Annotated in this window: 23 protein-coding genes; 14 read left to right on the plus strand and 9 right to left on the minus strand. The window is 63.8% G+C overall.

Annotated features, from left to right (window positions below; translation table 11 throughout):
• The first annotated feature begins 1 nt into the window (after window position 1).
• The 7 genes from rpsR to QD280_RS10715 all read left to right on the plus strand — a co-directional run bounded on the left by rpsR (window position 2) and on the right by QD280_RS10715 (window position 6276).
• On the plus strand, window positions 2-229 hold the full coding sequence (gene rpsR, locus QD280_RS10685) for a 30S ribosomal protein S18 (protein WP_024952281.1): 228 nt from the start codon (window positions 2-4) through the stop codon (window positions 227-229).
• Between the two features lie 12 nt (window positions 230-241).
• Window positions 242-1096, plus strand: a complete 855-nt coding sequence (locus tag QD280_RS10690) for a hypothetical protein (RefSeq protein WP_043334783.1) — start codon at window positions 242-244, stop codon at window positions 1094-1096.
• Window positions 1097-1108: 12 nt separating this feature from the next.
• Window positions 1109-1555: a 50S ribosomal protein L9 gene (gene rplI / locus QD280_RS10695; RefSeq protein ID WP_043334754.1), complete on the plus strand. Its 447-nt coding sequence runs from the start codon at window positions 1109-1111 to the stop codon at window positions 1553-1555.
• Window positions 1556-1841: 286 nt separating this feature from the next.
• Window positions 1842-3230: a replicative DNA helicase gene (gene dnaB, locus QD280_RS10700; protein ID WP_165873876.1), complete on the plus strand. Its 1389-nt coding sequence runs from the start codon at window positions 1842-1844 to the stop codon at window positions 3228-3230.
• Window positions 3231-3316: 86 nt separating this feature from the next.
• Window positions 3317-3604 (plus strand): hypothetical protein, encoded by a 288-nt coding sequence (locus QD280_RS10705; protein WP_043334752.1) that lies wholly within the window; start codon window positions 3317-3319, stop codon window positions 3602-3604.
• Window positions 3605-3817: 213 nt separating this feature from the next.
• On the plus strand, window positions 3818-5704 hold the full coding sequence (locus QD280_RS10710) for an EAL and GGDEF domain-containing protein (RefSeq protein WP_279839199.1): 1887 nt from the start codon (window positions 3818-3820) through the stop codon (window positions 5702-5704).
• A gap of 215 nt (window positions 5705-5919) precedes the next feature.
• The gene (locus QD280_RS10715) at window positions 5920-6276 is read left to right on the plus strand and encodes a DUF6482 family protein (protein WP_225347494.1); all 357 of its coding nucleotides are present in this window, start codon (window positions 5920-5922) and stop codon (window positions 6274-6276) included.
• Between the two features lie 16 nt (window positions 6277-6292).
• Here QD280_RS10715 and QD280_RS10720 read toward each other — a convergent pair whose 3' ends face one another.
• Together QD280_RS10720 and QD280_RS10725 are read right to left on the minus strand one after the other, a co-directional pair.
• The gene (locus QD280_RS10720) at window positions 6293-6679 is read right to left on the minus strand and encodes a DUF393 domain-containing protein (RefSeq protein WP_279839200.1); all 387 of its coding nucleotides are present in this window, start codon (window positions 6677-6679) and stop codon (window positions 6293-6295) included.
• Window positions 6676-8358 (minus strand): cryptochrome/photolyase family protein, encoded by a 1683-nt coding sequence (locus QD280_RS10725; RefSeq protein ID WP_279839202.1) that lies wholly within the window; start codon window positions 8356-8358, stop codon window positions 6676-6678. The genes QD280_RS10720 and QD280_RS10725 overlap by 4 nt, the downstream gene beginning before the upstream one ends.
• Before the next feature lie 195 nt (window positions 8359-8553).
• Between QD280_RS10725 and hemH the strand changes: the two genes are divergently transcribed.
• Window positions 8554-9543, plus strand: a complete 990-nt coding sequence (gene hemH / locus QD280_RS10730; protein WP_279839204.1) for a ferrochelatase — start codon at window positions 8554-8556, stop codon at window positions 9541-9543.
• Window positions 9544-9730: 187 nt separating this feature from the next.
• On the opposite strand, the gene QD280_RS10735 is transcribed toward hemH, so the two are convergent.
• The 6 genes from QD280_RS10735 to QD280_RS10760 are packed head-to-tail and all read right to left on the minus strand — an operon-like array spanning window position 9731 to window position 15600.
• Window positions 9731-10132 carry a Na+/H+ antiporter subunit G gene (locus QD280_RS10735; protein ID WP_054555276.1) on the minus strand — a complete coding sequence of 134 codons (402 nt, stop codon included), beginning with the start codon at window positions 10130-10132 and terminating at the stop codon, window positions 9731-9733.
• Between the two features lie 18 nt (window positions 10133-10150).
• Entirely contained in the window at window positions 10151-10420 is a 270-nt protein-coding gene (locus QD280_RS10740) for a K+/H+ antiporter subunit F (protein ID WP_043334744.1), read from the minus strand.
• Window positions 10414-10914, minus strand: a complete 501-nt coding sequence (locus QD280_RS10745) for a Na+/H+ antiporter subunit E (protein WP_043334742.1) — start codon at window positions 10912-10914, stop codon at window positions 10414-10416. The genes QD280_RS10740 and QD280_RS10745 overlap by 7 nt, the downstream gene beginning before the upstream one ends.
• Window positions 10911-12452 carry a monovalent cation/H+ antiporter subunit D gene (locus tag QD280_RS10750; protein ID WP_279839205.1) on the minus strand — a complete coding sequence of 514 codons (1542 nt, stop codon included), beginning with the start codon at window positions 12450-12452 and terminating at the stop codon, window positions 10911-10913. Before QD280_RS10750 ends, QD280_RS10745 begins: the two co-directional genes overlap by 4 nt.
• Window positions 12452-12808, minus strand: coding sequence for a Na+/H+ antiporter subunit C (locus QD280_RS10755; protein ID WP_043334740.1), 357 nt, complete (start codon window positions 12806-12808; stop codon window positions 12452-12454). Before QD280_RS10755 ends, QD280_RS10750 begins: the two co-directional genes overlap by 1 nt.
• Window positions 12808-15600 carry a monovalent cation/H+ antiporter subunit A gene (locus QD280_RS10760; RefSeq protein WP_279839206.1) on the minus strand — a complete coding sequence of 931 codons (2793 nt, stop codon included), beginning with the start codon at window positions 15598-15600 and terminating at the stop codon, window positions 12808-12810. The genes QD280_RS10755 and QD280_RS10760 overlap by 1 nt, the downstream gene beginning before the upstream one ends.
• A 715-nt stretch (window positions 15601-16315) precedes the next feature.
• On the opposite strand from QD280_RS10760, the gene QD280_RS10765 reads away from it, so the two are divergent.
• A complete protein-coding gene (locus QD280_RS10765; protein ID WP_279839207.1) occupies window positions 16316-18001 on the plus strand; it encodes a deoxyribodipyrimidine photo-lyase in 1686 nt (561 codons plus the stop codon).
• A 107-nt stretch (window positions 18002-18108) separates the two neighbouring features.
• On the opposite strand, the gene QD280_RS10770 is transcribed toward QD280_RS10765, so the two are convergent.
• On the minus strand, window positions 18109-18834 hold the full coding sequence (locus tag QD280_RS10770; RefSeq protein WP_279839210.1) for a 16S rRNA (uracil(1498)-N(3))-methyltransferase: 726 nt from the start codon (window positions 18832-18834) through the stop codon (window positions 18109-18111).
• 197 nt (window positions 18835-19031) lie between these two features.
• On the opposite strand from QD280_RS10770, the gene phaR reads away from it, so the two are divergent.
• From phaR to QD280_RS10795, 5 genes are all read left to right on the plus strand, one after another.
• Entirely contained in the window at window positions 19032-19550 is a 519-nt protein-coding gene (gene phaR / locus QD280_RS10775) for a polyhydroxyalkanoate synthesis repressor PhaR (protein WP_043334733.1), read from the plus strand.
• Window positions 19551-19715: 165 nt separating this feature from the next.
• A complete protein-coding gene (gene purD, locus QD280_RS10780; protein WP_279835261.1) occupies window positions 19716-21008 on the plus strand; it encodes a phosphoribosylamine--glycine ligase in 1293 nt (430 codons plus the stop codon).
• Window positions 21009-21267: 259 nt separating this feature from the next.
• Window positions 21268-21723, plus strand: coding sequence for an acyl-CoA thioesterase (locus tag QD280_RS10785; RefSeq protein ID WP_192838638.1), 456 nt, complete (start codon window positions 21268-21270; stop codon window positions 21721-21723).
• On the plus strand, window positions 21723-22595 hold the full coding sequence (locus QD280_RS10790) for a phosphoribulokinase (protein ID WP_043334728.1): 873 nt from the start codon (window positions 21723-21725) through the stop codon (window positions 22593-22595). Before QD280_RS10785 ends, QD280_RS10790 begins: the two co-directional genes overlap by 1 nt.
• Window positions 22596-22682: 87 nt before the next feature.
• Complete coding sequence (locus tag QD280_RS10795) at window positions 22683-23699, plus strand: alpha/beta hydrolase (protein WP_279839211.1); 1017 nt, start codon at window positions 22683-22685, stop codon at window positions 23697-23699.
• The last annotated feature ends 19 nt before the right edge of the window (window positions 23700-23718 follow it).

Below are 23718 nucleotides of genomic sequence, written 5' to 3' on the forward strand. Positions count from 1 at the left end.
AATGGCACGTTTTTTCCGTCGTCGCAAGTTCTGCCGCTTCACCGCTGAAGGCGTGAAGCAGATCGACTACAAGGACATCGAAGTCCTGAAGTCTTACATCACCGAGACCGGCAAGATCGTCCCGAGCCGTATCACTGGCACCAAGGCACGCTACCAGCGTCAGCTGGCGACTGCCATCAAGCGTGCTCGCTACCTGGCTCTGCTGCCGTACAGCGACAGCCACCAGTAAGGCGACACCATGATGCTGGCACTGGCACGCTGGGCCATGCGCGGCCCCCTGCAATGCATCGCGATTGCATTGCTGACGGGAATCGTGCCCTGGTTCTTCTGGTTCAGTGCCGCCATCAGTGCGCTGGTCACGCTTCGGCGTGGCCTTGCGCCTGCCGCACCCGTAGTCATCGCCGCCGCCGTTCCGGCCGGTTGGTGGTGGGTACAAGGCGATCCGGTGCCTCTGGCAACCGTATTGCTGGTCACCCTGATGGCAACCCTGTTGCGCGCTCGCGTGCGATGGGGTGAGGCGCTGATAGGCGCCAGCCTGACGGCGGCACTGATGGTGCAGTCCGGGATATTCCTGCCACCAGGCGGAGCCGGTCCACTGCTTGAGAGCATTCGCAAGAATGCCCCTGAGCTTGACGCACGCTTGAACGACTTTGCCGCTCAAGGTGTGCCGACTGAACAGCTCGCAGGGCTGGTCATCGGTGGTATTACCGGGTTGGTGGTCCTGCTGGCCGCTACGGGCTGTCTGGCCCTGGCGCGCAGTTGGCAGTCCGGGCTCTACAATCCGGGTGGGTTTCGCAGCGAATTCCATGCCTTTCGGCTGAGTTTGCCCGAAATCCTGATACTGGCAGCCTGCGGGATCATTGGCGTACTGCTCAATGTGCCTGCAGTGCTCCTGCTGATCTGGATACCGCTGCTGGTGGCGGGCATTGCCCTGGTACATGGTTACATCGGGTTAAAGGGGATGAGCGGGTTATGGCTCGTCGGCGTCTATTTCATGATGCTGACCACCTGGCCCACGATTCTGATTTTGCTGCTGTTGGCGCTTGTGGACGTCTTTGCGGATTTTCGCGCACGTCTCGCCGGCAGTCATCGATAAGAGGTTTACGAGATGCAAGTCATTCTGCTCGACAAGATTGGCAAGCTGGGCAACCTGGGTGACCAGGTTTCCGTCAAGGCTGGCTTCGGTCGCAACTACCTGCTGCCGTACGGCCTGGCAGTTCCGGCCACTGCTGAAAACCAGGCAGCTTTCGAAGCTCAGCGCGCTGAGCTGGAAGCACAGGTTGCAGAGCGCAAGACCGAAGCTGAAGCGCGTGCCGCTCAGCTGAACGAAATCGAACTGTCCCTGGTCGCCAAAGCTGGCGAAGAAGGCAAGCTGTTCGGTTCCATCGGTCCGCGTGATCTGGCCGAAGCTATCGCCCAGTCTGGCATCGACATCGCCAAGAGCGAAGTCCGCATGCCGGAAGGCCCGCTGCGCAACACTGGCGAATACGACATCGTGCTGCAGCTGCACGCTGAAGTGACTGCCACTGTCCGTGTGGTCGTGGTCGGCGAGTAATCGCTGATTTGCAGTGGCTGGCCGGTGATCCGGTGTAGCGACTGCTGCGGTACCCAAGCCGCCTTTGCATCCTCGATGCGAAGGCGGTTTTTTCATGGGCGCGATTTGTCATCGGCGTGGCATTTGCCTGGTCGCCGGCGAGGCGATGACGCACAAAATCCGGTAGAATGCCTGCCCCCGTCAGGAAGAGGCTTCGGCGTGGGCGCGGCGGTTGGCAGGCTTGCGTCAATGCGTGAAACTAGAAGCCCCCACGGGCATGTCAGTCATCAGCAGGAGTCAGCCAGGCATGAGCGAGATTCAGGATCAGGATCGCGAGACGGCAGCGCTCAAGGTGCCGCCCAATTCGCTGGAGGCCGAGCAGTCGGTGCTTGGCGGCTTGATGCTGGACAACAGCGCCTGGGATACCGTCTCCGAGCGGCTGGTGGCCGACGACTTCTATCGCTATGAGCATCGTCTCATCTACAACGCCATGTCTCAGCTGGTCGGCGGCAGCCGCCCGCTGGATGTGGTGACGCTGTCCGAGCTGCTGGAAAGTCGTGACCAGCTCGAGTCGGTCGGCGGGCTGGCGACCCTCGCCGAGCTGGCGCGCAATACGCCCTCGGCCAGCAACATCAAGGCCTATGCCGACATCGTTCGCGAGCGCGCCACGCTGCGCAAGCTCATCCAGGCGGCCAACCAGATCGCCGAGAGCTCCTTCAGCCCGCAGGGCCGTGATGCCGATGAGCTGGTCAACGAGGCCGAGCGCCTGGTGTTCCAGATCAGCGAGTCGCGGCCCAAGAGCGGCGGCCCCAAGGGCATGAGTCAGCTGCTGACCGGCGCGGTGGACCGCATCGATGAGCTGTTCAATCTCAAGGGCCAGATGACGGGCCTGTCGACCGGCTTTCGCGATCTCGATGACATGACCTCCGGCCTGCAGCCGTCGGATCTGGTGATCATTGCCGGCCGTCCCTCGATGGGCAAGACCACCTTCGCCATGAACCTGGTCGAGCATGCCGTGGTCTCCGGCGACAAGCCGGTCGCCGTGTTCTCGATGGAGATGCCCGCCGAATCGCTGATGTTGCGCATGATCTCCTCGCTGGGCCGCATCGACCAGACCAAGGTGCGTACCGGCCAGCTGGAAGACGAGGACTGGCCGCGTCTGACCTCGGCGGTCAACCTGCTCAAGGACAAGCAGCTGTTCGTCGATGACACCGCGGCGCTGTCGCCCAACGAGATGCGCTCGCGCTGTCGACGCATGGCGCGTGAGCACGGCGGCATCGGCCTGATCATGATCGATTACCTTCAGCTGATGCAGGTGCCGGGGCTTTCCGAGAACCGTACCGCCGAGATCTCCGAGATCTCGCGCTCGCTGAAGGGCCTGGCCAAGGAATTCGCCTGCCCGGTCGTGGCGCTCTCGCAGCTGAACCGCTCGCTTGAGCAGCGCCCCAACAAGCGCCCGGTGATGTCGGATCTGCGTGAATCCGGCGCCATCGAGCAGGATGCCGATGTCATCGCCTTCGTCTACCGTGATGAGGTCTACAACAAGGACAATCCCGACAACAAGGGACTGGCCGAGCTGATCATCGGCAAGCAGCGTAACGGCCCCATCGGTACCGTTCACATGGCCTTCATCGGCAAGTACACCCGTTTCGAGGACCTGGCGCCCGACAGTTATGGCCAGGCCTTCGCTGAATAACGTGATGCGTACGCGCGTCAATCATGTACCCGGGCGGCGGCATCGCCGTTGCCTCGCAAGACCCGCACTGACGGGGAGGAGATAGCATGGCAGGTGGATTTGGGCGCGGACGCGCACGTACCCCCAAGCTGCAGGGCCGCGGCACGCTGGAGAGCCTGGAGCGTGAAGGGCCCTTCAAGGAATGGCTGGGCATGCCGGACCTCTACCGCTTCACGCTGGTCGTGGAAGGTGAGAGCTACAGCTACCAGACCGAAGACAGCGAAGTGCCGGTGGTGGCCGGTGATATGGTCGTCTTCCGCTACAAGGAGACCAAGGCGGGCAAGTGGATCGACCGCAACTCCCTCGGCAAGGCCATCGACCCCAACTCGCTGTAAGCGTCACCTTGGCGCTTGAGGACCACGCCATGCCGGCTGCCAGGCCGGCATGGCGTGATCCTGTTTTGATCGAGATAGGCGGTACGTCGAGATAGTCGACACATCGACTTAGTCGATCTGACGTCTGGCATCCCCTCTGCCGGATGAGGCGCCTGATGCGCCGCGTGGCACCTTTGTCATCCCCCTGTCATATCAGCATGTTCAGATTCTGACATGCTCCCATCCCCGTCCCTGCAAGCCGCTCATGGCCAGCCTGTCGTCGAATCCCGTCATGCACTGGAGGCGTTGCTGCGTCTGCGCCAGGTGAGCATGCATTTCCAGCCCATCGTGTCATCCAACGGCCGTGAGGTCTTCGCCTATGAGGCGCTGGCGCGCGGGAGTGCCGCAAGGCCACTGGCCTCACCGTTGACGATGTTCTCGGCGGCGCGCGAACACGGCCGCCTGGTGGAGCTCGACAGCCTGTGTCGCGAGCGTGCGCTCGAGCAGTGGTCGACGCTGGGCCTGACGGAGCGGCTGTTCATCAACGTGTCTCCCGACGTGTTGCTGGATGGCGCCCACTCGCCCGGCCTGACGCGTCGCCTGCTGCGGCGCTTCGGCCTGCGTCCGCATCAGGTGGTGATCGAGCTGACCGAGCAGACGCCGGGGCTGGATTCGGCGCTGATGCGGGAAGCCGTCAGCCATTATCAATCGATGGGCTTCGCCATCGCGCTGGATGATCTCGGAGAGGGCTATGCCAGCCTCAAGCTGTGGTCGTCGGTGCAGCCGGACTTCGTCAAGATCGACCGCCACTTCATCAGTGGTATCCATGCCGACCCGCTCAAGCGGCGCTTCGTGCGCTCGATCATCGATATCGCTCACGGCAGTGGCAGTCAGGTGATCGCCGAGGGCATCGAGCATGAGGCGGAAATGGAATGCGTGCGCCAGCTGGGGGCCGACTACCTGCAAGGCTGGTTGTTCGCGCCAGCCGTGGCCGACCCACTCGGCCAGCGCGCTGCGCTCGACCGGCATCTGCGCCATCTGAGTCGCAGGCTGCAGCAGCGCCCGCCGCCTGGCCGCAGTATCGGCAGCCTGGCGCGCGCCGTGACGCCAGTGCAGCAGGATGTCACCGTCAATGAGGTCGCCCAGCGTCTGCATGCCGAGCAGGAGGTGATGTCGCTGGCCGTGGTGGACGAGCAACAACGACCGGTGGGCCTGATCATCCGCCATCGCCTGCTGGGGCTGCTGAGCCAGCGCTTCGGGCCGGAGCTGCATGCGCGTCGTATGATCCATGAGGTCATGCAGAGCAGCCCGCTGCGCGTCGAGGCAGATGAGACGCTGGAGCGCGTTTCAGCCAAGGTGACCGGCCGCGAAGGCAGCGATCGCGATGAGGACTTCATCATCACGCGGGGCGGGCGCTATCAGGGGCTGGGGCGCACCCTGGATCTGCTGCGCATCATCACGGAGCTGCAGGTGGCGAGCGCCGAGGAGGCCAACCCACTGACGCGCCTGCCGGGCAACGGGCCGATCGAGCGTCAGTTGCTCGAGTGCGTGGCTGGCGCGGGCGCGGGCTTGGGCGAGGACTTGCGAGAGGACTTGCGAGAGGACTTGCGAGAGGACCGCAACGCGCGCTGTGCCGAGTGGGCCGCGATCTATCTGGATCTCGACAACTTCAAGCCCTTCAATGACCGTTTCGGCCACGCGCAGGGCGACCGCATGCTGCTGGCGCTGGCGACGGTATTGCGCGATGCGCTGCAGGAGGGTGACTTTCTCGGCCATGTCGGCGGCGATGATTTCGTGATGACGCTGTGCATGACCGAATCTCACCGGGCACTGCGCCTGACAGCGCTTGAGCAACGCCTGGCCGGCCTGCAGTCGGCATTCCAGCATGCGGTAGCCAGCCTGTATCCGGCCGATGTGCTGGCAGCGGGAGGCTTTCAGGGCCACGACCGCTTCGGCACCACGCGCTTCTTCCCGCTGACGCGACTGTCACTGGTAGCGCTGCATGGCCTTGCCGGGTGCGAGACGACCCGGATCGCCGCGCGCTGGAGCGAGCTCAAGAGCGAGGCCAAGGCGCGGGACTCCGGGCGGGTCATCGAGGCGTGTGCCTCACCAGTGCAGTGATCTTCGCCTGCGAGTCACTCAATCGTCATCCGCCTGCCCCATGAATGTCATCGCTGGCCATCAGTCTGGCGTGAAGCCTTGAAGTTCATCCTGAAGTGTCGGGCTGCTGGGATGACTGAGTCGCCCAGCCCCTGTTTTCACGGGCTATCCTTGTACCACGTCGTCGTCTTACGGCCTTACCATGCGCAGTCCCCTGGATGCGCAGGAGTCTTTACATGTCCAGAACCGCCAGCATCTTCACGCCGTCCGCCATCTTTACCAGCAATCTGCAATCCTTGATGGCCGAATACCCTGCACTGGAGGCACGCGTGATCAGTCATGCCGCCAGTCGTTTCTATCAGGTCCAGCTGGTGCTGGAAGCCGCCGGCGAGGAAGAGGAGGAGCGCAGTGAGCTGCTGATGAAGCGCGGCAAGCCGATGCTGTTCCGCTCGCTGGAGGATGTCTACAGCGAGCTCAAGCGGGGCGGGATGTCACGGGCGTGGCTGGTCTCGCAGGTCGCCAATGACGAGATGATCGGCCGCCCGCCGCAGTACCACCAGCCCTTGAGCTCACGTATCCCGTTGAGCTTCTGAGCCCGTGCCTCCTGGCTCAGGTGTGCTTTTGAGGCACCCAGCGGCCAATGCGCTCGCGATGGCGGGCGAAGAAGCGGTAACTCATGTCCATCAGCGGGCGCAGGCCCGGCAGCAGCGACAGGCGCACCAGGCGCCGATAGCCGAGTACCGCATAGAGTGCTCGGCTGGCATCCATGCCGACATACCACTCCCCGCGTGCGTCCTGCACATGCAGGCGTCCCATCATGGTCTCGAAACTCAAGCCCAGCGCCTGAGGCGAGAAATCTGATGCACGGATGTCCACCGTTCTGACCCGCTCCCGCCCGGGATGCCTGGCCAGCCAGGCGACCTCGCGCTGGCACAGGGGGCACTTGCCATCGTGGTAGAGCGTGACCGGTGCGCTGGCTTGCCAGATGCGACTCATGAGGATTCCTTGTCGGTCGTGAGACTGGAGGGTGCGGCGTAGTAACCGGCGCGATGGGCATCACTGCCATAGTCCGCGGCGCTGTCGAGGCGAGCCAGGAAGGCGTCGGCCTGTTGCAGCAGGGCTGCGCGCTTGTCGTCCTTCATGCGTCGCCAGCTGCCGTAGACCAGTGACATGCGCGGATTGCGTGACAACGCCTCGCGATGGCGCTCGATGAAGTGCCAGTAGAGGCTGTTGAAGGGGCAGGCATGCGGGCCGGTGACCTTCTTCGGCGAGTACTGGCACCTGTCGCAGTGATTGGACATGCGGTCGATGTACTTGCCCGAGGCACAGTAAGGCTTGGAGCCCATCAGGCCGCCATCGGCATGCAGTACCATGCCCAGCGTATTGGGCAGCTCGACCCACTCACAGGCGTCCACATAGACCGCCAGATACCAGTCGCATAGTGCCTCGGGCTTCACGCCACACAGCAGCGCGAAGTTGCCCGTGACCATCAGGCGACGAATATGGTGGGCGTAGGCATGCTCGCGGGTGCTGGCGATGGCCTGATCCAGACAGCGCATGCCGCTGTCCCCCGTCCAGTAGAATTCCGGCAGGTTGCGGCTGGCTTCCAGCCGGTTCTCGCGCTTGTAGCCGGGCATGCGCGTCCAGTAGATGCCGCGCACATATTCGCGCCAGCCGAGTATCTGACGAATGAATCCCTCCGCCGAATTGATCGGCACCTCGCCGCGCCGCCAGGCGGCGTCCACGGCGCTGCAGACCTCCTGTGGGCTCAAGAGGCCGATATTGAGCGCGGCAGACAGGCGTGAATGGAACAGGAAGGGGTCGCTGTCCTCGATGGCATCCTGATAGCGGCCGAAGTCCGCCAGGCAGTGATCGAGAAAATGCGCGAGGTCAGAGCGGGCTTGGGCGCGGGTGACGGCCCAGTTGAAGTTCTCGAGGCTGCCGAAGTGGCGTTCCTTGTCACTGGCCTGCTCCCCGAAGCGCGCCGCGACCAGCGCCAGTACCTCGCGGGTCGTCGCATCTTCGTGATGGGCATGCACCGGCGGCGGTGGGGCGTGGAAGTCGTCTGGAATCGGTTCGCGGTTGTCGTGGTCGTGGTTGAACTTGCCGCCGGCGGGTTCGCTGCCTTCCATCAGCAGGTCCGTGTCACGGCGTTGCTCGCGATAGAAGTACTCCATGCGCAGTTGCTTGCGGCCCTCGGCCCAGCCGGCGAAGGCTGCCGGCGTGGTGAAGAAGCGTGTGTCCTCGAGGACTTCCCAGCGCACGCTGCCGGCCTCGCGCCGCGCCAGAAAGTCGTCCAGCAGCCGCCACTCGCCGGGGCGGGTCACCAGCACGCCATCACACTGATACAGGGCGGCCAGACGCTCTGCCTCGCTGGCCAGACGCTGGAGGTTGTCCGGGTCCTTCAGTCGGCTTTCATGTACCTGCCAGCCACACTCCCTGAGTTCCTGGGCGTGATGGCGCATCGCGGCCAGCATCATCGCGATCTTGTGCGGGTGGTGCGGCACGTAGCGGCCTTCCTCCTCGACCTCGCAGAAGGCGATCACGCTGTCGGCGGGTGCCTGCTTGAGGCTTGCCAGCTCATGGCTGAGCTGGTCGCCGAGAATCAGCACCAGTGGCCGCGCGAAGTCATGACGCGTCGCCAGGCGCAGAGTAGCGGGAGTGGTATCGGGCACGAGGACTCCGGAGCGGTTGTGACAATAATTGTCTTAAAGCTATACAAATCGTGATGATAGTATAACTTCATCCCTCACGCACAGGGCGAGCTGGTAATATGGCTGCGCTATCGGTGAAGTTGGCTGCGCTGCGGTGAAAGTGGCTGCGCTGCCGCTTCACCTCTCTTCTTGCCCCTAGTCAGGAGTCCATCATCCATGAGTACCCCGCGTTTTGGCGTCATGCTGGTCAATCTCGGCACCCCCGATGCCCCGACCCCCAAGGCGGTGCGCCGTTACCTCGCGGAGTTTCTCGGTGATGTGCGCGTGATCGACCTGCCGCGTCTGCTCTGGCTGCCGATTCTGCATGGCCTGGTGTTGACGACGCGTCCCAAGAAGGTGGCCGAGGCCTACGCCTCGGTATGGACGGAAGACGGCTCGCCGCTGATGGCGATCGGCAAGCGTCAGCGCGCCGCGCTGGAAGCACGCCTGGCCGAGTCGCTGGGCGAGGACATTCCTGTCGAACTGGCGATGACCTACGGCAAGCCGACCATGGAAGAGGTGGGGCGCAAGCTCGCCAGCCGCGGTGCCGACCGCATGCTGATCCTGCCGCTCTATCCGCAGTTTTCGCGCACGACCACCGCCGCGGTCTTCGATCGCCTGGCGCGTGCACTCAAGCCGTGCCCGCACCTGCCGGAGCTGCGTTTCGTGCGCGACTATCATGACCACCCGGATTACATCGCGGCGCTGGCCACAAGCGTGCGTGAGCACTGGGAGAAGGAAGGCCGGCGCGGCAAGCGCCTGCTGATGAGCTATCACGGCATTCCCAAGCGCTATGCGACGGCAGGCGACCCCTACCCGACGCAATGCGAGCGCACCAGCCAGTTGCTGGCCGAGGCGCTGGGGCTTGGTGACGATGAGTGGGCGATGACCTATCAGTCACGCTTCGGCAAGGCCGAGTGGCTCAAGCCGTACACCGATGAAACGCTGAAGGCGTGGGGCGGTGAAGGGCTGGAAAGCGTCGATGTCATCTCGCCGGCCTTCGCGGCTGACTGTCTCGAGACGCTGGAAGAGCTGGAGGAAGAGAACCGCGGCTACTTCACCGAATCGGGTGGTGGCGACTTCCGCTACGTTCCGGCGCTCAATGATCGCAGTGACCATATCGATCTGCTCGAGGCGCTGTGTCGCCAGCATACTCAGGGCTGGTAACGAGCAGGCCCGTCATACTGCCATTGCCCGAGAAATGAAAACGCCCCACCAGTCATCACTGGTGGGGCGTTTTCATGTTGCTGGCCTGCTGTTCGTGAATCCGCTCCTGCGAATCAGCGCTCGTGAATCCGCCCTCGTGGCTTGGCCCCGCTTGATGAGGGCCTGTCCGGTGAGAGCCGAGAGCCGATCACGGCAGGCGGGATTCGCTGGCCTCGGCGTTGACCTCGTCCGGCTCCTCGGCGACTTCGAGTCGCTCCGGCACGTTGCGTGTGCGGCTGTCCGCCACCAGCTTCTGGTGCAGCGCCGCCTTTGACAGCAGGTGAGCGGTCACGGGGGCGGTGATGAACAGGAAGATGGACACCAGCATTTCCTGGAAGCTGAAATGGCCGGTGGTGGCGCGGAAGTAGATCATCGACGCCATCAGCACGCAGCCGACCCCCAGCGTGGTGGTCTTGCTGGGGCCGTGCAGGCGCATGTAGAAGTCCTTGAGGTGCGTCAGTCCCAGAGAGCCGATGAAGGCAAACAGGCCGCCGGCAACCAGGAAGAAGGCGATCACGCCTTCGAGGACAGGATAGAACCAGGTGGGCATGGGGAGTCTCCGCTCAGGTCATTCGATGATGTCGCCGCGCAGCAGGTACTTGCAGACTGCCACGGTGCTGACGAAACCGAGCATGGCGATCAACAGCGCCGCCTCGAAGTAGGACTTGCTGTTGAGCTGGATGCCGAACAGCACGATCAGGGCGATGGAGTTCACGTACATGGTGTCCACCGCCAGAATGCGGTCCGGCAGGTCCGGCCCGATGGCGAGCCGGAAGACGTTGAGCACCAGCGAGGCGGCGAACAGCGCGATGCTGATCCACAGGGCGATGTCTAGCATTCGAAGATCTCCTTGAGCGGACGCTCGTAGCGCTGGCGGATCTCGTCGATCAATTCCTGCTCATCCTCGACATCCAGCGCGTGGATGATCAGATGGCGACCATCCAGCGTCAGATAGGCCGAGACCGTGCCCGGCGTCAGCGTGATGGTGCTCGACAGCAGGGTGATCGGGAACTTCTCCTCAAGCTCCAGCGGATAGCGCACGAAGGCCGGGCGGAACTTGGCGCGCGGATTGAGGATCAGGTAGGACACCTGCAGGTTGGCGATGATGATGTCCATGATCACGCGCAGGAAGTAGCTGATCAGTCGCCAGGGCTTCTGGAGGTCGGGCTGCGGCTCCCAGAAGCGGTAGGTCAGGATGGGAATCGCGATGGCCAGCACTGCCCCGAGCAGGATCTGACCGGGCGCGACGCTGTTCTGCAGCATCAGCCAGACGATCAGCAGCAGCACCGACAACATCGGCGTGGGCAAGAGACGGGAACGAGGCTTGATCATGAGACATCTCCCTTCAGCGGCGGTGCGGTTTCCGGTGCCGCGTCCTTGCCGAGCAAGGATTCAAGATAGGGGGCCGGGTTGGACAGCTGCTCGGCGGTGGCCTTGGTCCAGTTCGCCAGCGGCCCCGCGAAGATGACCAGCATCAGCGCGGCCGAGATCAGCCCGCCAGTGGCGATGCCACGGGCTACGCCGATGCGCTCGCCGCTGGGCTCGGCCTTGCTGGTGCGCCAGAACACGCTGGAACCGGCGCGCGAGCAGGCGACCAGCGAGCACAGACCGGCCAGCAGCAGCAGCGGCCACAGCCAGATCTGCTGCTCCGGCGTCGCCGAGGCGAGAATCAGCGCCTTGCCGATGGCGCCCGAGAACGGTGGCAGCCCGGCGGCAGCGGCGGTGCCGATCAGGAAGAGGCCGCCCAGCAGGCCTGCCTGCAGCAGCGGGCGCGAGCGCACGATGCGTGCGCCGGCCTTGCCGCGTTGACCGGCGACCACGTCGACCAGCAGGAAGAGCCCGCCGGTGACCAGCGTCGAGTGGATCAGGTAGAACAGCAGCGCGCTGTCTGCCTCGATCGTGTTCATGCCCAGCGCCGTCAGCAGCGTGCCCACCGACACCATCACCAGATAGGCCACCAGGGTGCGCAGATCACGCGCCGAGAGCACGCCCAGCATCGCCACCACCAGGGTGGCGAGTCCCGCCCACCACAGCCAGTCACGACCGAGGTCCGCCAGTGCGCCGGCGTTGTCGGTGAAGATCAGCGAGTAGACGCGCAGGATGGAATAGATGCCGACCTTGGTCATGATCGCGAACAGCGCCGCCACCGGTGCCGAGGCCGCGGCATAGGCGCGTGGCAGCCAGAAGTACAGCGGCAGCATCGCCGCCTTGAGGCCGAACACCACCAGCAACAGCAGGCCGCCGGCTTCCATCAGGCCGGCCCGGCCCGGGTCCAGCGTAGTGACGATGACCGCCATGTCGGCCATGTTCAGGGTGCCGGTCACGCCATACAGGATACCCAGCGCGATCAGGAAGAACGCCGAGCCCATCAGGTTCAGCACCACATAGTGCAGCGCCGACAGCGTGCGTGCCTTGCTGCCGCCATGCAGCAGCAGGGCGTAGGAGGCGATCAACAGCACCTCGAAGAACACGAACAGGTTGAACAGGTCGCCGGTCAGGAAGGCGCCGTTGATGCCCATCAGCTGCAGCAGGAACAGACCATGGAAGTTGGAGCCGGTCTCATCGATGCCCGCCGTGGCGTACAGACAGGCCAGCAAGCCCAGCAGCGAGCTGAGCAGCACCATGGTCGCCGACAGGCGGTCCAGCACCAGCACGATCCCGAACGGCGGCTGCCAGTCGCCCAGCGCGTAGTAGCGGATGGTGCCATCACCGGCCTGCACCACCAGCGCGATGGCGATGGCCACCATCAATGCCTGGGCCACCAGGCTGACCGTGCGGCGCAGGGTCGGTGAGGTGGCGCGACTCAGCAGCAGGCCCGCCCCCACCAGCAGCGGCAGGACAATCGGAAGGACAATCAGGTGTTGCATCATCACTTGGTGTCCTCTTTCTCTTTCGAATCATCCAGGCGATTGCCGTTGACGTGGTCACTGCCCAGGTCGCCGCGCGCGCGCATCGCCAGAATGACCACGAAGGCCGTCATGGCGAAGCCGATCACGATGGCGGTCAGCACCAGCGCCTGAGGCAGCGGGTCAGCTGCTGGTGAGCCGGCACCGACCACGGCTGGATTGCCGTGCATCGCCAGGCCACCCATGGAGAACAGGAACAGGTTGACGGCGTAGGACAGCAGCGTCAGGCCGACCACGACGGGGAAGGTGCGGCCGCGCAGGGTGAGGTAGACACCGCAGGCGGCCAGCAGGCCGGTGGTAGTGGCGTAGAGGGCTTCCATCACATCTTCTCCTTGGTCGGGCGATGCGGAGTCGTCAGCTTGCCCAGATTGGCGAGAATCATCAGGGTCGCGCCGACCACGGTCAGGTAGACGCCGAGGTCGAACAGCAGCGCGGTGGCCAGCTCGATTTCCCCGATGACGGGCAGGGTGAAGTGGCCGAAGGAGGATGTCAGGAACGGATAGCCGAACACCCAGCTGCCGGCGCCGGTCAGGCCTGCGATCAACACCCCGGCCGCCGCGACGGGCTGATAGGGGAAGCGCAGCCAGCGCTGCGTCCAGTCCACGCCACGCGCGATGTAGAGCAGGATGATGGCGACCGCCGTCACCAGGCCGGCGATGAAGCCGCCGCCCGGCGCATTGTGGCCCCGCAGGAAGATGTAGACCGAGACCAGCAGAGCCAGCGGCAGCAATGTCTGGGAAACGGTGGCCAGGATCATCGGATGGCGATCCGGCGACCAGCCACGTCCATCCAGATCACTGGACGGCATGAACAGGCGTAGACGGTTGAGCAGCTTGAAGATCGCCAGACCCGCGATACCGAGAACGGTGATCTCACCCAGCGTATCGAAGCCACGGAAGTCGACCAGAATCACGTTGACCACGTTATGGCCACCGCCACCGGAGACCGCATTGGCCATGAAGAAGTCGGAGATCGACTCCACCGGGCGGGTCAGGATGGCGAAGTTGAGGCTCGCCACCACCACGCCGAAGGCACTGGCCAGCAGCACGTCGCGCATGATGCGGCGTGCGCTGGATTCCTTGGGCGTGCGCTGGGGCAGGAAGAACAGCGCCAGCATCAGCAGGATCATCGTCACCACCTCGACCGCCAGCTGGGTCAGTGCCAGGTCCGGTGCGGCGAAGCGCGCGAAGGCCAGCGAGGTCATCAGGCCGACCACGGACAGCATCAGCAGCGAGATCAGACGCTTGCGGTGGGTGATCGCGGTACCGAGGCCGGCCAGACCGGTGATCACGGCGCCGGTCAGCAGCATGCCATCGAAGGGCTGTTGCTCAAGCTCCCCACCCAGTTGCGGCACGGCCAGCAGCCCGATGCCGACGAACAGCAGCGCGGTCAGCAGCAGCCACAGCATGTAGCGCTGCAGCGAGCCATTCTCGAAGCTGTCCATGCTGCGTTCGGAAAGCTTGACGAGGCGTTGCACGTTGGCCTCGAACACCAGCAGGGCGTTGCGCGCGCGGAACTGGCGCTGGAAGGAATAGAGATGGTGGCGCAGGGCATAGACGGCGACGCCGCCCGCCAGCGCGATACCGCTCATCAGCAGCGGCAGATTGAAGCCGTGCCAGATGGCGAGGCTGAAGTCCGGTACCGGTCCGGCCAGCACGCTGGCGGAGGCACTGATCAGCAGGTCCTTGATCACCAGCGACGGCAGGATGCCGACCAGCAGACAGATCAGCACCAGCACCTCGATGGGCAGCTTCATGTAGCGCGGCGGCTCATGCGGAGTCTTGGGCAGATCCTTCGGCTCGCCATTGAAGAAGACGTCGTGGATGAAGCGCAGCGAGTAGGCCACCGACAGGATGCCACCGAGGGTCGCCAGCGCCGGAATCAGCCACGACAGGCCGCCCAGCAGCTGGGCATCGAGGCTCTCGGCGAAGAACATCTCCTTGGACAGGAAGCCGTTGAGCAGCGGCACACCGGCCATCGAGGCCGAGGCGACCATCGCCAGCACCGTGGTATGCGGCATGTAGCGATACAGCCCGTTGAGCTTGCGGATGTCACGCGTGCCGCACTCGTGATCGACGATGCCGGCGGCCATGAACAGCGAGGCCTTGAAGGTGGCGTGATTGATGATGTGCAGCAGGCCCGCGACGGCGGCCATCTGGCTGTTGAAGCCGAACAGCAGCGTGATCAGGCCCAGGTGACTGATGGTCGAGAAGGCCAGCACACCCTTGAGGTCCTGCTTCATCAGCGCGAACCAGGCGCCATACAGCAGGGTGGCCAGGCCGGTCAGGCTGACGATGTAGAACCACAGGTCTGTCCCCGCGAGCACCGGGTGCATGCGCGCCAGCAGGAAGACACCGGCCTTGACCATGGTGGCGGAGTGCAGGAAGGCGGACACCGGCGTCGGCGCCGACATCGCATGGGGCAGCCAGAACTGGAACGGGAACTGGGCCGACTTGGTGAAGGCGCCCAGCAGCACCAGCACCAGCGCGACCGGATAGAGCTCGTGGGAGCGGATCTGGTCCGCCGCGGCCAGCACGTCATCGAACTGGTAGCTGCCGACGATATGCCCGATGACCAGGATACCGGCCAGCAGTGCCAGCCCCCCGGCGCCGGTGACGGTCAGAGCCATGCGGGCGCCCTTGCGCGCCTCGCTCAGCTGGTACCAGTAACCGATCAGCAGGAAGGAGCTCAGGCTGGTCAGCTCCCAGAACACCCACATCAGCAGCAGGTTGTCTGCCATCACGATGCCGAGCATCGCGGTCATGAACAGCATCAGGAAGCTGTAGAGGCGTGCCAGCGAATCCTCGCCCGACAGGTAATAGCGGGAATAGAGAATGATCAGCAGGCCAATGCCGAGAATCAGCAGCACGAACAGCCCCGACAGACCATCGAAGCGCAGCGACAGGTTGAGTCCCAGCTCCGCGATCCAGGGCAGATGGAACTGGGGCACCATGCCCGAGAAGACGTCCCCAAGGTGGAAGACGGCGATACCGAGTGCTAGGGCAGGTGCCACCGCGGTCAGCCAGGCAAGGCGTGCACGGGGCAGATTTCTGGCCATCAAGGGCACCAGGGCACCGAGTAACGGCAATAGCACGATCAACAGCAGGGTCATGGAAGACTCGCTCCAGTCGTTGTTGTAGTACGTAGTCCGTCATTCGTGGGCAGCGCAGACACAGGCTCAGGGCCGGACTGCCAGCTTCGAGATCGGGAGGCGGAGTTTCGGCCACTGGGTGCCGACAGAATAGGCGAGCGCACTGCAGGTTGCCGCGATGAAGTGCCGGACACACGAGACTCTGTCAGGAAGACGTTCTCATGGGGCCATGCGAGACACGACATGCGTCACGCGGCAGCAAGGGTTGGCAGTGGCTGGCTCAGGCTGCACGGAGGATCTGGCGCGGGTTCAGCGCGTCAATCGCTCCGGGCATGACGTCACCGTCGCAAGGGGCGGATCCGTCAGGAAGGGGAGTCGCACGGCACGGGGTGCCAGCATCCAGGATGGGATGAGGTCCGCAGCGCGTCCCCGGCTGCCCGCAACGGGCAGACGGCGAATATGCCGGGTTGGTGCGGTCATGTCATGTCTTGCGAGCATGGCCGTATTCCTCCTGAAGCCCCTGGATGACAAGTGTGTGTTCGAGTGGAGACACTTGCGCGATCTTGTTGAAAACATTGATGGAACGTGACCTAACCTCTCGAATGTATCACGCACTTGCACCCCTCGCCAGCGCATGCCCGACCCGCCGGAACGCGACATGTACCGTGTGAAGTGTTGTACAAGATGTCGATTTTCTTGTACAAATATTGCACGCCATACGTTCCACGGAGTCATCATGCACGAGGTCGCCAGCATGAATTCGGGCAACGCACCGGAAACCTCTCTGGTGTGGTTGCGTCACGACCTGCGGCTGGAAGACAACCCGCTGTTCGCGCTGCCCCTGTCACGTCGCCCGCATCAGATGCTGGTGATGTATGTCTTCGACCGTCGCTGGCTGACGCCGAGCGACGGCTTGCCGCGCCTGGGACCAGCGCGTCTGCGCCTGCTGTGGCAGAGCCTGATGAATCTGCGTGGCATGCTGCTGCGCCGCGGCAGTGACCTGCTGGTGCGCGTCGGGGACCCCGTCGAGGAAGTGCTGACGCAGGTCGCCCGGCATGATGTCCAGTGTCTGGAGGTCAGTCTCGCCGCCGCGCCGGAAGACAGCCGCGCCCTGCAGCAGCTCTCACGGCGCCTGCCGGCCTCGACTCGGCTCCACTGCCATCCCTCTGACCAGATCGCCTTCGACAGCCAGCTGCTGGATGGCCCGCTGCTTGATCGCCTGCTGCCGGGCAGTCTCCCCCGCGAAGAGACGCCGCGCCTGCGTGTGGCGCATGCAGCGTCCAGTGTCGCAGACGAGCGTGCGACTCCCTCCAGTGATCTCACTCTGCGTGACACTCCCTCTGCTGACACAGGCGATCATGACGCCCTGGCGACCTGCGCCGCGCTTGCCTCGCAGGTGCTGCGGGCCAGTGGTGGCGATGACTCTGGCGTGGCCGACCTGATGCTGCCGCCTTGTGCTGTGTTGACGCCGACGCCCGGCACCTTGCAGGCCCGCCCTCAGCGCGAGGCTCTCTCTCAACGCGAGGCTCTGTCTCAGCGCGAGGCTTTGCCGACAGGGCTGAACGATGAGCAGTGGCGCGCGCTGTGCGAGGCGCAGTCACCCTTGCAGGGGCTGCCCTATTCCCTGCCGCCGTGGCCCGATTCTGCCTCGCGTGGCTTTCCGCCGCTGGATGCCATCTGTGGCTCAGCGCAAGCCTGGCAGCCGGCGACTACCAGGCTTGCGGAGCTGCAGGGTGGCGAGGAGCCAGCCCGCGCATACCTGTCGACCTTGCTGTGGGGCAAGGCCTGGGCGAAGGGAGATGCCGGCAAGGGCGATGACGACTCGATCGAAGGGGCGTCCTACCAGCGATCGCACTCTGTCGATGGCGAAGGCGCTGGTGTGCCGACGGGGCTGGCACCCCAGCGGGAGGCGGGGAAGACGCTGGACGATATGCAGCTGATGGCGCGTCCGGCGGATGCATGGCCACTGGCAGCATGGCTGGCGCTGGGTTGCATCAGTCCGCGCCGCATTCTGCAGGTGCTGGATGCCCGTCGCCGCGAGGCGGGTGATGAGGCGATCAATCAGCAGCTGCTGGCCATCGTGCTGCAGCGCGAGTGCTGGCAGCGCATGCTGCGTGACAAGGATGAGGAGGTTCGCGCGGCCTGGTATGGCGCTGCGTTGCGGGAAGACGCCGCAAATGACGCCGCCTTTGCGCGCTGGAGCGAAGGGCGAACCGGCGATGCCCGGGCCGACAAGGCCATGCAGGTGCTGGTACGTGAAGGCTGGTTGCCGTGGTCCGAGCGCAAGTATCTGGCCGGTGCCTGGCTGGAGGGCGGCGGCGATTGGCGGTTGGGCGCGCGCTGGTTCGAGCGTTGCCTGCTCGATTACGACGCCGCCATCCACTGGGGCGAATGGCGGCATCTGGCGGGCTTCGATGTGTGATCGGACGGTGTCGATATCACGCCAGTCGTCTAGGAAGATCCAGGCCCTGGCGGCACCTCATTTATGACCTGCTTGTATGACCTGCTACTTGTATGACCTGCCGCTCTTCAGCCCAGGCGTGCCAATAGCGCCGTGACGGCCGTCTCGACGCGCAGGATGCGCTCGCCCAGATGCACCCCTTCAAAGCCTGCCGCCATGAATTTCTCGACCTCATAGTCCACGAAGCCGCCTTCCGGGCCGATGGCCAGCATCACCGGCTCGCGGACGGCGCGTGGGCATTCATTCGGCATGCCCGGATGGGCGATGATGCCACGCGGAGGCGTGCCAGATGCTGGCGTCATCAGTGCCGGCAGGCGGTCTTCCACGAAGGGCTTGAACAGTTTCTCGTGGGTCACCGTCGGCATGATGGTGTCACGCGCCTGCTCCAGTCCCAGCACCAGATGCTGGCGAATCTTGTCTTCCTTGAGCTCCGGCGACTGCCAATAACTCTTCTCGACCCGTCGCGTATGCAGCAGGGTGATGTGCTTCACGCCCAATGCCGTGACGTGTTCCAGCGAGCGTGCCAGCATGCGCGGGCGCGGCAGCGCCAGCAGCAGATGCACGTCGAGTGGCGCCGGCGGCTGACGGTCCAGCGTCAGGCTGAATTCGGCGCTGTCCGCGTCCAGTCGCTCCAGGCGGCCACGGCCGATCAGGCCACCCTCCACCCCTAGCGTCATCTCGTCGCCGACGCTGGCACGATGCACCTCACGCAGATGGCGCAGGCGGCGTGGGTCCGTGACACGTGCGTGGTCCTGAGCGGTCAGGTCGTCAGCGCCGAGCAAAATCAGATTCATGGCAATACCGGGGCAGTGGAGGGCAGGATGCATTGCTTACAGACAGTGGGAAGCGGGCGTTATTCTAGCATGTCGTGCATGCTGACCCGACGGGGACAGCGTTGGCATGGCGTCAATGGCTGACGCGTGGAGACGCCTTTTCTTGCAGTCCCCCCCCTTGAGTGCACAATGAAGAAAAATCGACAGGAGCCTGACACGTGCGAGTGATCCGCAAATATGCCAATCGGCGCCTATACGACACCGAGCAGAGCCGCTACGTGACCCTGGAAGACCTGCGCAGCCTGGTGCTGGCGGAAGAAGTCTTCAAGGTCGAGGACGCCAAGAGCGGTGAGGACCTCACGCGCACCATCCTGCTGACCATCATCATCGAGCAGGAGCAGGGCGAGGGCGAGGCCGAGGTCTTCTCCAACGAGCTGCTGGAGCAGTTCATCCGCATCTACGCGATGGCCAAGCCGCTGCCGCTGGCCGGTTATCTGGAGCAGGGCACGCGTCTGATGATGGAGCAACAGCAGCGCATGCAGGAGCAGTGGTCCCAGGCCATGCGTCACTCGCCGATGGAAATGATGCGCGAGGTCGCCGAAGAGAACCTGCGCTTCTGGCAACAGGCCATGGGCGCTGGCATGGGCGCTGGCAAGAATGCCTCACGCTCACAGCCGAGTGATGCGGATGCGGCGCCTGATGAGTCGGACACGCCGCCGGACGATGAGCGACGCTGAGTGTGACGCCGTGTCAGATCCAGCTTTCACATAAATTCATCGTGATGTGAAAAGGGGCGCCCCGAGCAGGGCGCCTTTCTGCCATAATGCGCAGCCTGATATTTCCTCGGTAGCTCGCGCCATGCGGGTAGCCCTGATCCTCACTGGCTCATGAAGGTTGAAAAGATGAAGGTCCTGATCATCGGCGGCGGTGGCCGCGAACATGCGCTGGCCTGGAAGGCCGCCCAGTCATCCCGTGTCGAGGAGGTCTTCGTGGCGCCCGGCAATGCGGGTACGGCGCGCGAGTCCAAGCTGACCAATCTGGCGATTGCCGCTGACGATCTCGATGCGCTGGTCGCCTTCGCGCGTGACAACGCCATCGAGCTGACCATCGTCGGCCCGGAAGCGCCGCTGGTGATCGGCGTGGTCGATCGCTTCCGCGAGGCGGGACTCAAGTGCTTCGGCCCGACGGCCGGCGCCGCCCAGCTCGAAGGCTCCAAGGCCTTCACCAAGGACTTCCTGGCGCGTCATGCCATCCCGACCGGCGACTACGCGACCTTCGCGGAGGTCGATGCGGCGCTTGAGTACCTGGCGGCCCATCCGGCGCCCATCGTCATCAAGGCCGATGGCCTGGCGGCGGGCAAGGGCGTCGTGGTCGCGATGAGCGACGAGGAAGCCCGCGCCGCGGTGCGTGACATGCTCGAGGACAACGCCTTCGGCGATGCCGGCGCACGTGTGGTGATCGAGGAATTCCTCGACGGCGAGGAAGCCAGCTTCATCGTGATGGTCGACGGCGAGAACGTGCTGCCGATGGCCACCAGTCAGGATCACAAGCGCGTCGGCGAAGGCGATACCGGCCCCAACACCGGCGGCATGGGGGCCTACTCTCCGGCGCCGGTGGTGACCGCTGACGTTCACCAGCGCGTGATGGACGAGATCATCCTGCCCACCGTGCGTGGCATGGCGGCCGAAGGCCATCCTTACACCGGTTTCCTGTATGCCGGCCTGATGATCGATGCCCAGGGCGCGCCGAAGATCATCGAGTACAACTGCCGCTTCGGTGACCCGGAAACCCAGCCGATCATGGTGCGTCTGAAGTCCGATCTGGTCGCGCTGTGTCTGGCCGCCGAAGACGGGCGTCTCGACACCCAGACCTGCGAGTGGGATTCCCGCGCGGCGGTCGGCGTGGTGCTGGCAGCTGGCGGCTATCCGGCCAGCTACCGCAAGGGCGATGTCATCAGCGGCTTCGACGCTGCCGAAGCGACCGGCTGCAAGGTCTTCCATGCCGGCACCGCCGAGCAGGACGGCCAGGTCGTCACCAGCGGTGGTCGCGTGCTGTGCGTCACCGCACTGGGCGACAGCGTCGCGGCGGCCACCGAGCGTGCCTATGAAGGCGTCGATGCCATCAGCTGGCAGGACATGCTGGTGCGTCGCGACATCGCCTGGCGTGCCATCGCTCGCGAGCGCGGCGATAACTGAAAGCGCTGAGTCGCACGGGCCACCACCCCGCGACATGCCTGCTTCACGACAAGACCCGGCCCCAGGCCGGGTCTTGTCGTTGGGGCGCCTCTCGACGCCCTGAGCGCCTACGACCATCGTGTCGGGGTCTGGTCATGTCGGTGTCGGGCATGCGATAACCCTAGTCATCCTATATTCCTTCTTGAGGCTGACCGGCGTCGAAAGATGGCGTCGCTGTCCGCCCTGAACCCTTTTCCTGTCTCGCCGACAAGGAGTCTGCATGGACCGTATCCGGCTTGAATTTCCGGTTTCCCGCCTGGTACATCGCCACCCGATGACGATTCGGGTCAGCGACATCAACTATGGCCAGCACCTGGGCCACGACAGCGTGGTCAGCCTGGCGCACGAGGCGCGGGGCCAGGCCTGGCAGGCGTTGGGCTTCCCCGAGTGGAACATCGATGGGCTGATGAGCATCGTCGCGGATCTCGCCGTGCAGTATCAGGGCGAGGGCCGGCTGGGCGACGCCCTCATGGTGGAAACGGCCATCGACAGCGTGTCCGGCAAGGGGCTTGGTGTCCATCACCGCCTGCTGCGTGTCAGCGATGACGCGGTACTGGCGACGCTGCGCGTCGGGCTGGTGTTCGCTGGCGAGCAGGGGCTGGCGGAACCGAGCGCGCGCGCCAGTGCCGCCATCGAGCAGGCCGTCTCAGCCATGTCTTCCCGGGTAGCCAACTGATGTCGCGGGAATATCCGATCATCGCCGTGACGGGGTCTTCCGGCGCGGGCACCACCACCGTCATGCGCACCTTCGAGCGCATGTTCTCGCGTGAGGCGATTCATGCCGCCTACGTGGATGGGGATGCCTTTCACCGTTATACCCGTGACGAGCTGGTGCGCATGTTTCAGGAGGCGCCGGAGCGCAAGCGCGAGCTGTCTCACTTCGCCGTCGAGGCCAACCAGCTGGATCGTCTGGAAGCGCTGTTCGTCGAATATGGCGAGCAGGGCTCCGGCACGCATCGTCATTACATCCATGCCGAAGACAAGCGCATGATCGAGGCCGGCTACAAGGTCGGCACCTTCACCGAATGGCAGTCGCTGCCGGACTGTACGGACCTGCTGTTCTACGAGGGGCTGCATGGCGGGCTGGTGACGCCGGAGCATGACATCGCGCGTCATGTCGATCTGCTGATCGGGGTGGCACCGACCATGAATCTGGAGTGGATCCAGAAGATCGATCGCGACACCAAGCTGCGCGGGCACTCCCAGGAAGCGGTGGTGGACACCATCCTGAGCCGCATGGATGACTACGTGCGCTATATCCAGCCGCAGTTCTCACGCACGCACATCAATTTCCAGCGCGTGCCGACGGTGGATACCTCCAACCCCTTCGAGCCGCAGGATATCCCGACGGATGCCGAGTCGATGGTCGTCATCCACTTCCGCGACCCCGGCAGTGTCGACTTCCCGTTCTTGCTCGCGATGATCCAGGGCTCGTTCATGTCGCGTCCGCATACGCTGGTGGTGCCCGGCGCGCTGATGGCACTGGCCATCGAGCTGATCATCACGCCGCTGGTCAAGAGCCTGCTGGCACAGCGGCGGTTCCGCTGAGCGGGAGACGAGGGCGATATTCTCCCGTGATGGGACATGCGAAACACCACTGAAGGCTTCATCTTTTCTCGATACAGGAATCATTGAATGTCCCCGATAAAGGCCTTGTGTCTCTGCGGTTTCCTGCTGATGGCAGGCAATGCCTTTGCCGACAAGCCGGTCGATACGTCGTCTCTTTCGTATGACGCTCTGTTGAGCAGCTATGAGTACGACTTCAGCGTGAATCATTTTGCGTTCGACTCGCAGCGCCAGTCATTGAAAATGGCCTATATCTATCTGAAGCCATCCGCTGGCATGCCTGTCGTCACGCTCATGCATGGCAAGAACTTCAATGCTGACTACTGGACGCCAACGGCCAGGTATCTGCAGTCACTGGGTTATGGCGTGCTGATTCCGGATCAGATCGGGTTCGGGAAATCCTCCAAGCCGGTGGATTATCAATACTCGTTCGCTGCCTTGGCGAAGCACACACATGACTTGATGGACTCTCTCGAGATCAAGGATTCGATAGTGCTGGGACATTCCATGGGCGGCATGCTGGCGAGTCGTTTCGCGTTGATGTACCCGGATACGACGCAGGAATTGATACTGGTAAATCCGATCGGGCTCGAGAACTACCTCGAGTATGAGGTCTACAAGGACACCAACTTCTTCTACAGAAACGAGTTGGCCAAGACCCCGGAAAGTGTCAAACGCTATCAGCAGAAGAACTATTATGCAGGCGAATGGAACGCGGAATATTCCTCGCTCACTGACTTCATCACCGGCCAGATACAGGGGCCGGACAAGGACACCATGGCATGGGTCAATGCCAAGACCTACGACATGATCTTCACTCAGCCAGTGATCACTGAATTTGGTGACTTTACTGTCCCGGTCAAATTGATCATTGGTACACGTGACAGAACCGCACCTGGGCGCAACTGGAAAAAGGAAGGCGTGGAGCGGGAGCTGGGGCGCTATGACAAGTTGGGTAAGCACGCCGCAGCCTTGATCCCGGATTCCGAGTTGTTCGAGCTGGAGGGCCTGGGGCACCTGCCACAAGTGGAGGATTTCGAGCGCTTCAAGGTAGCCCTGAACAAAGCGCTCAAGATGGACTCATGAGTACTGATGTCGCCATGTG

This window comes from Cobetia sp. 1AS1, assembly GCF_029846435.1.
In the GTDB taxonomy this organism is placed as follows: Bacteria; Pseudomonadota; Gammaproteobacteria; order Pseudomonadales; family Halomonadaceae; genus Cobetia; species Cobetia amphilecti.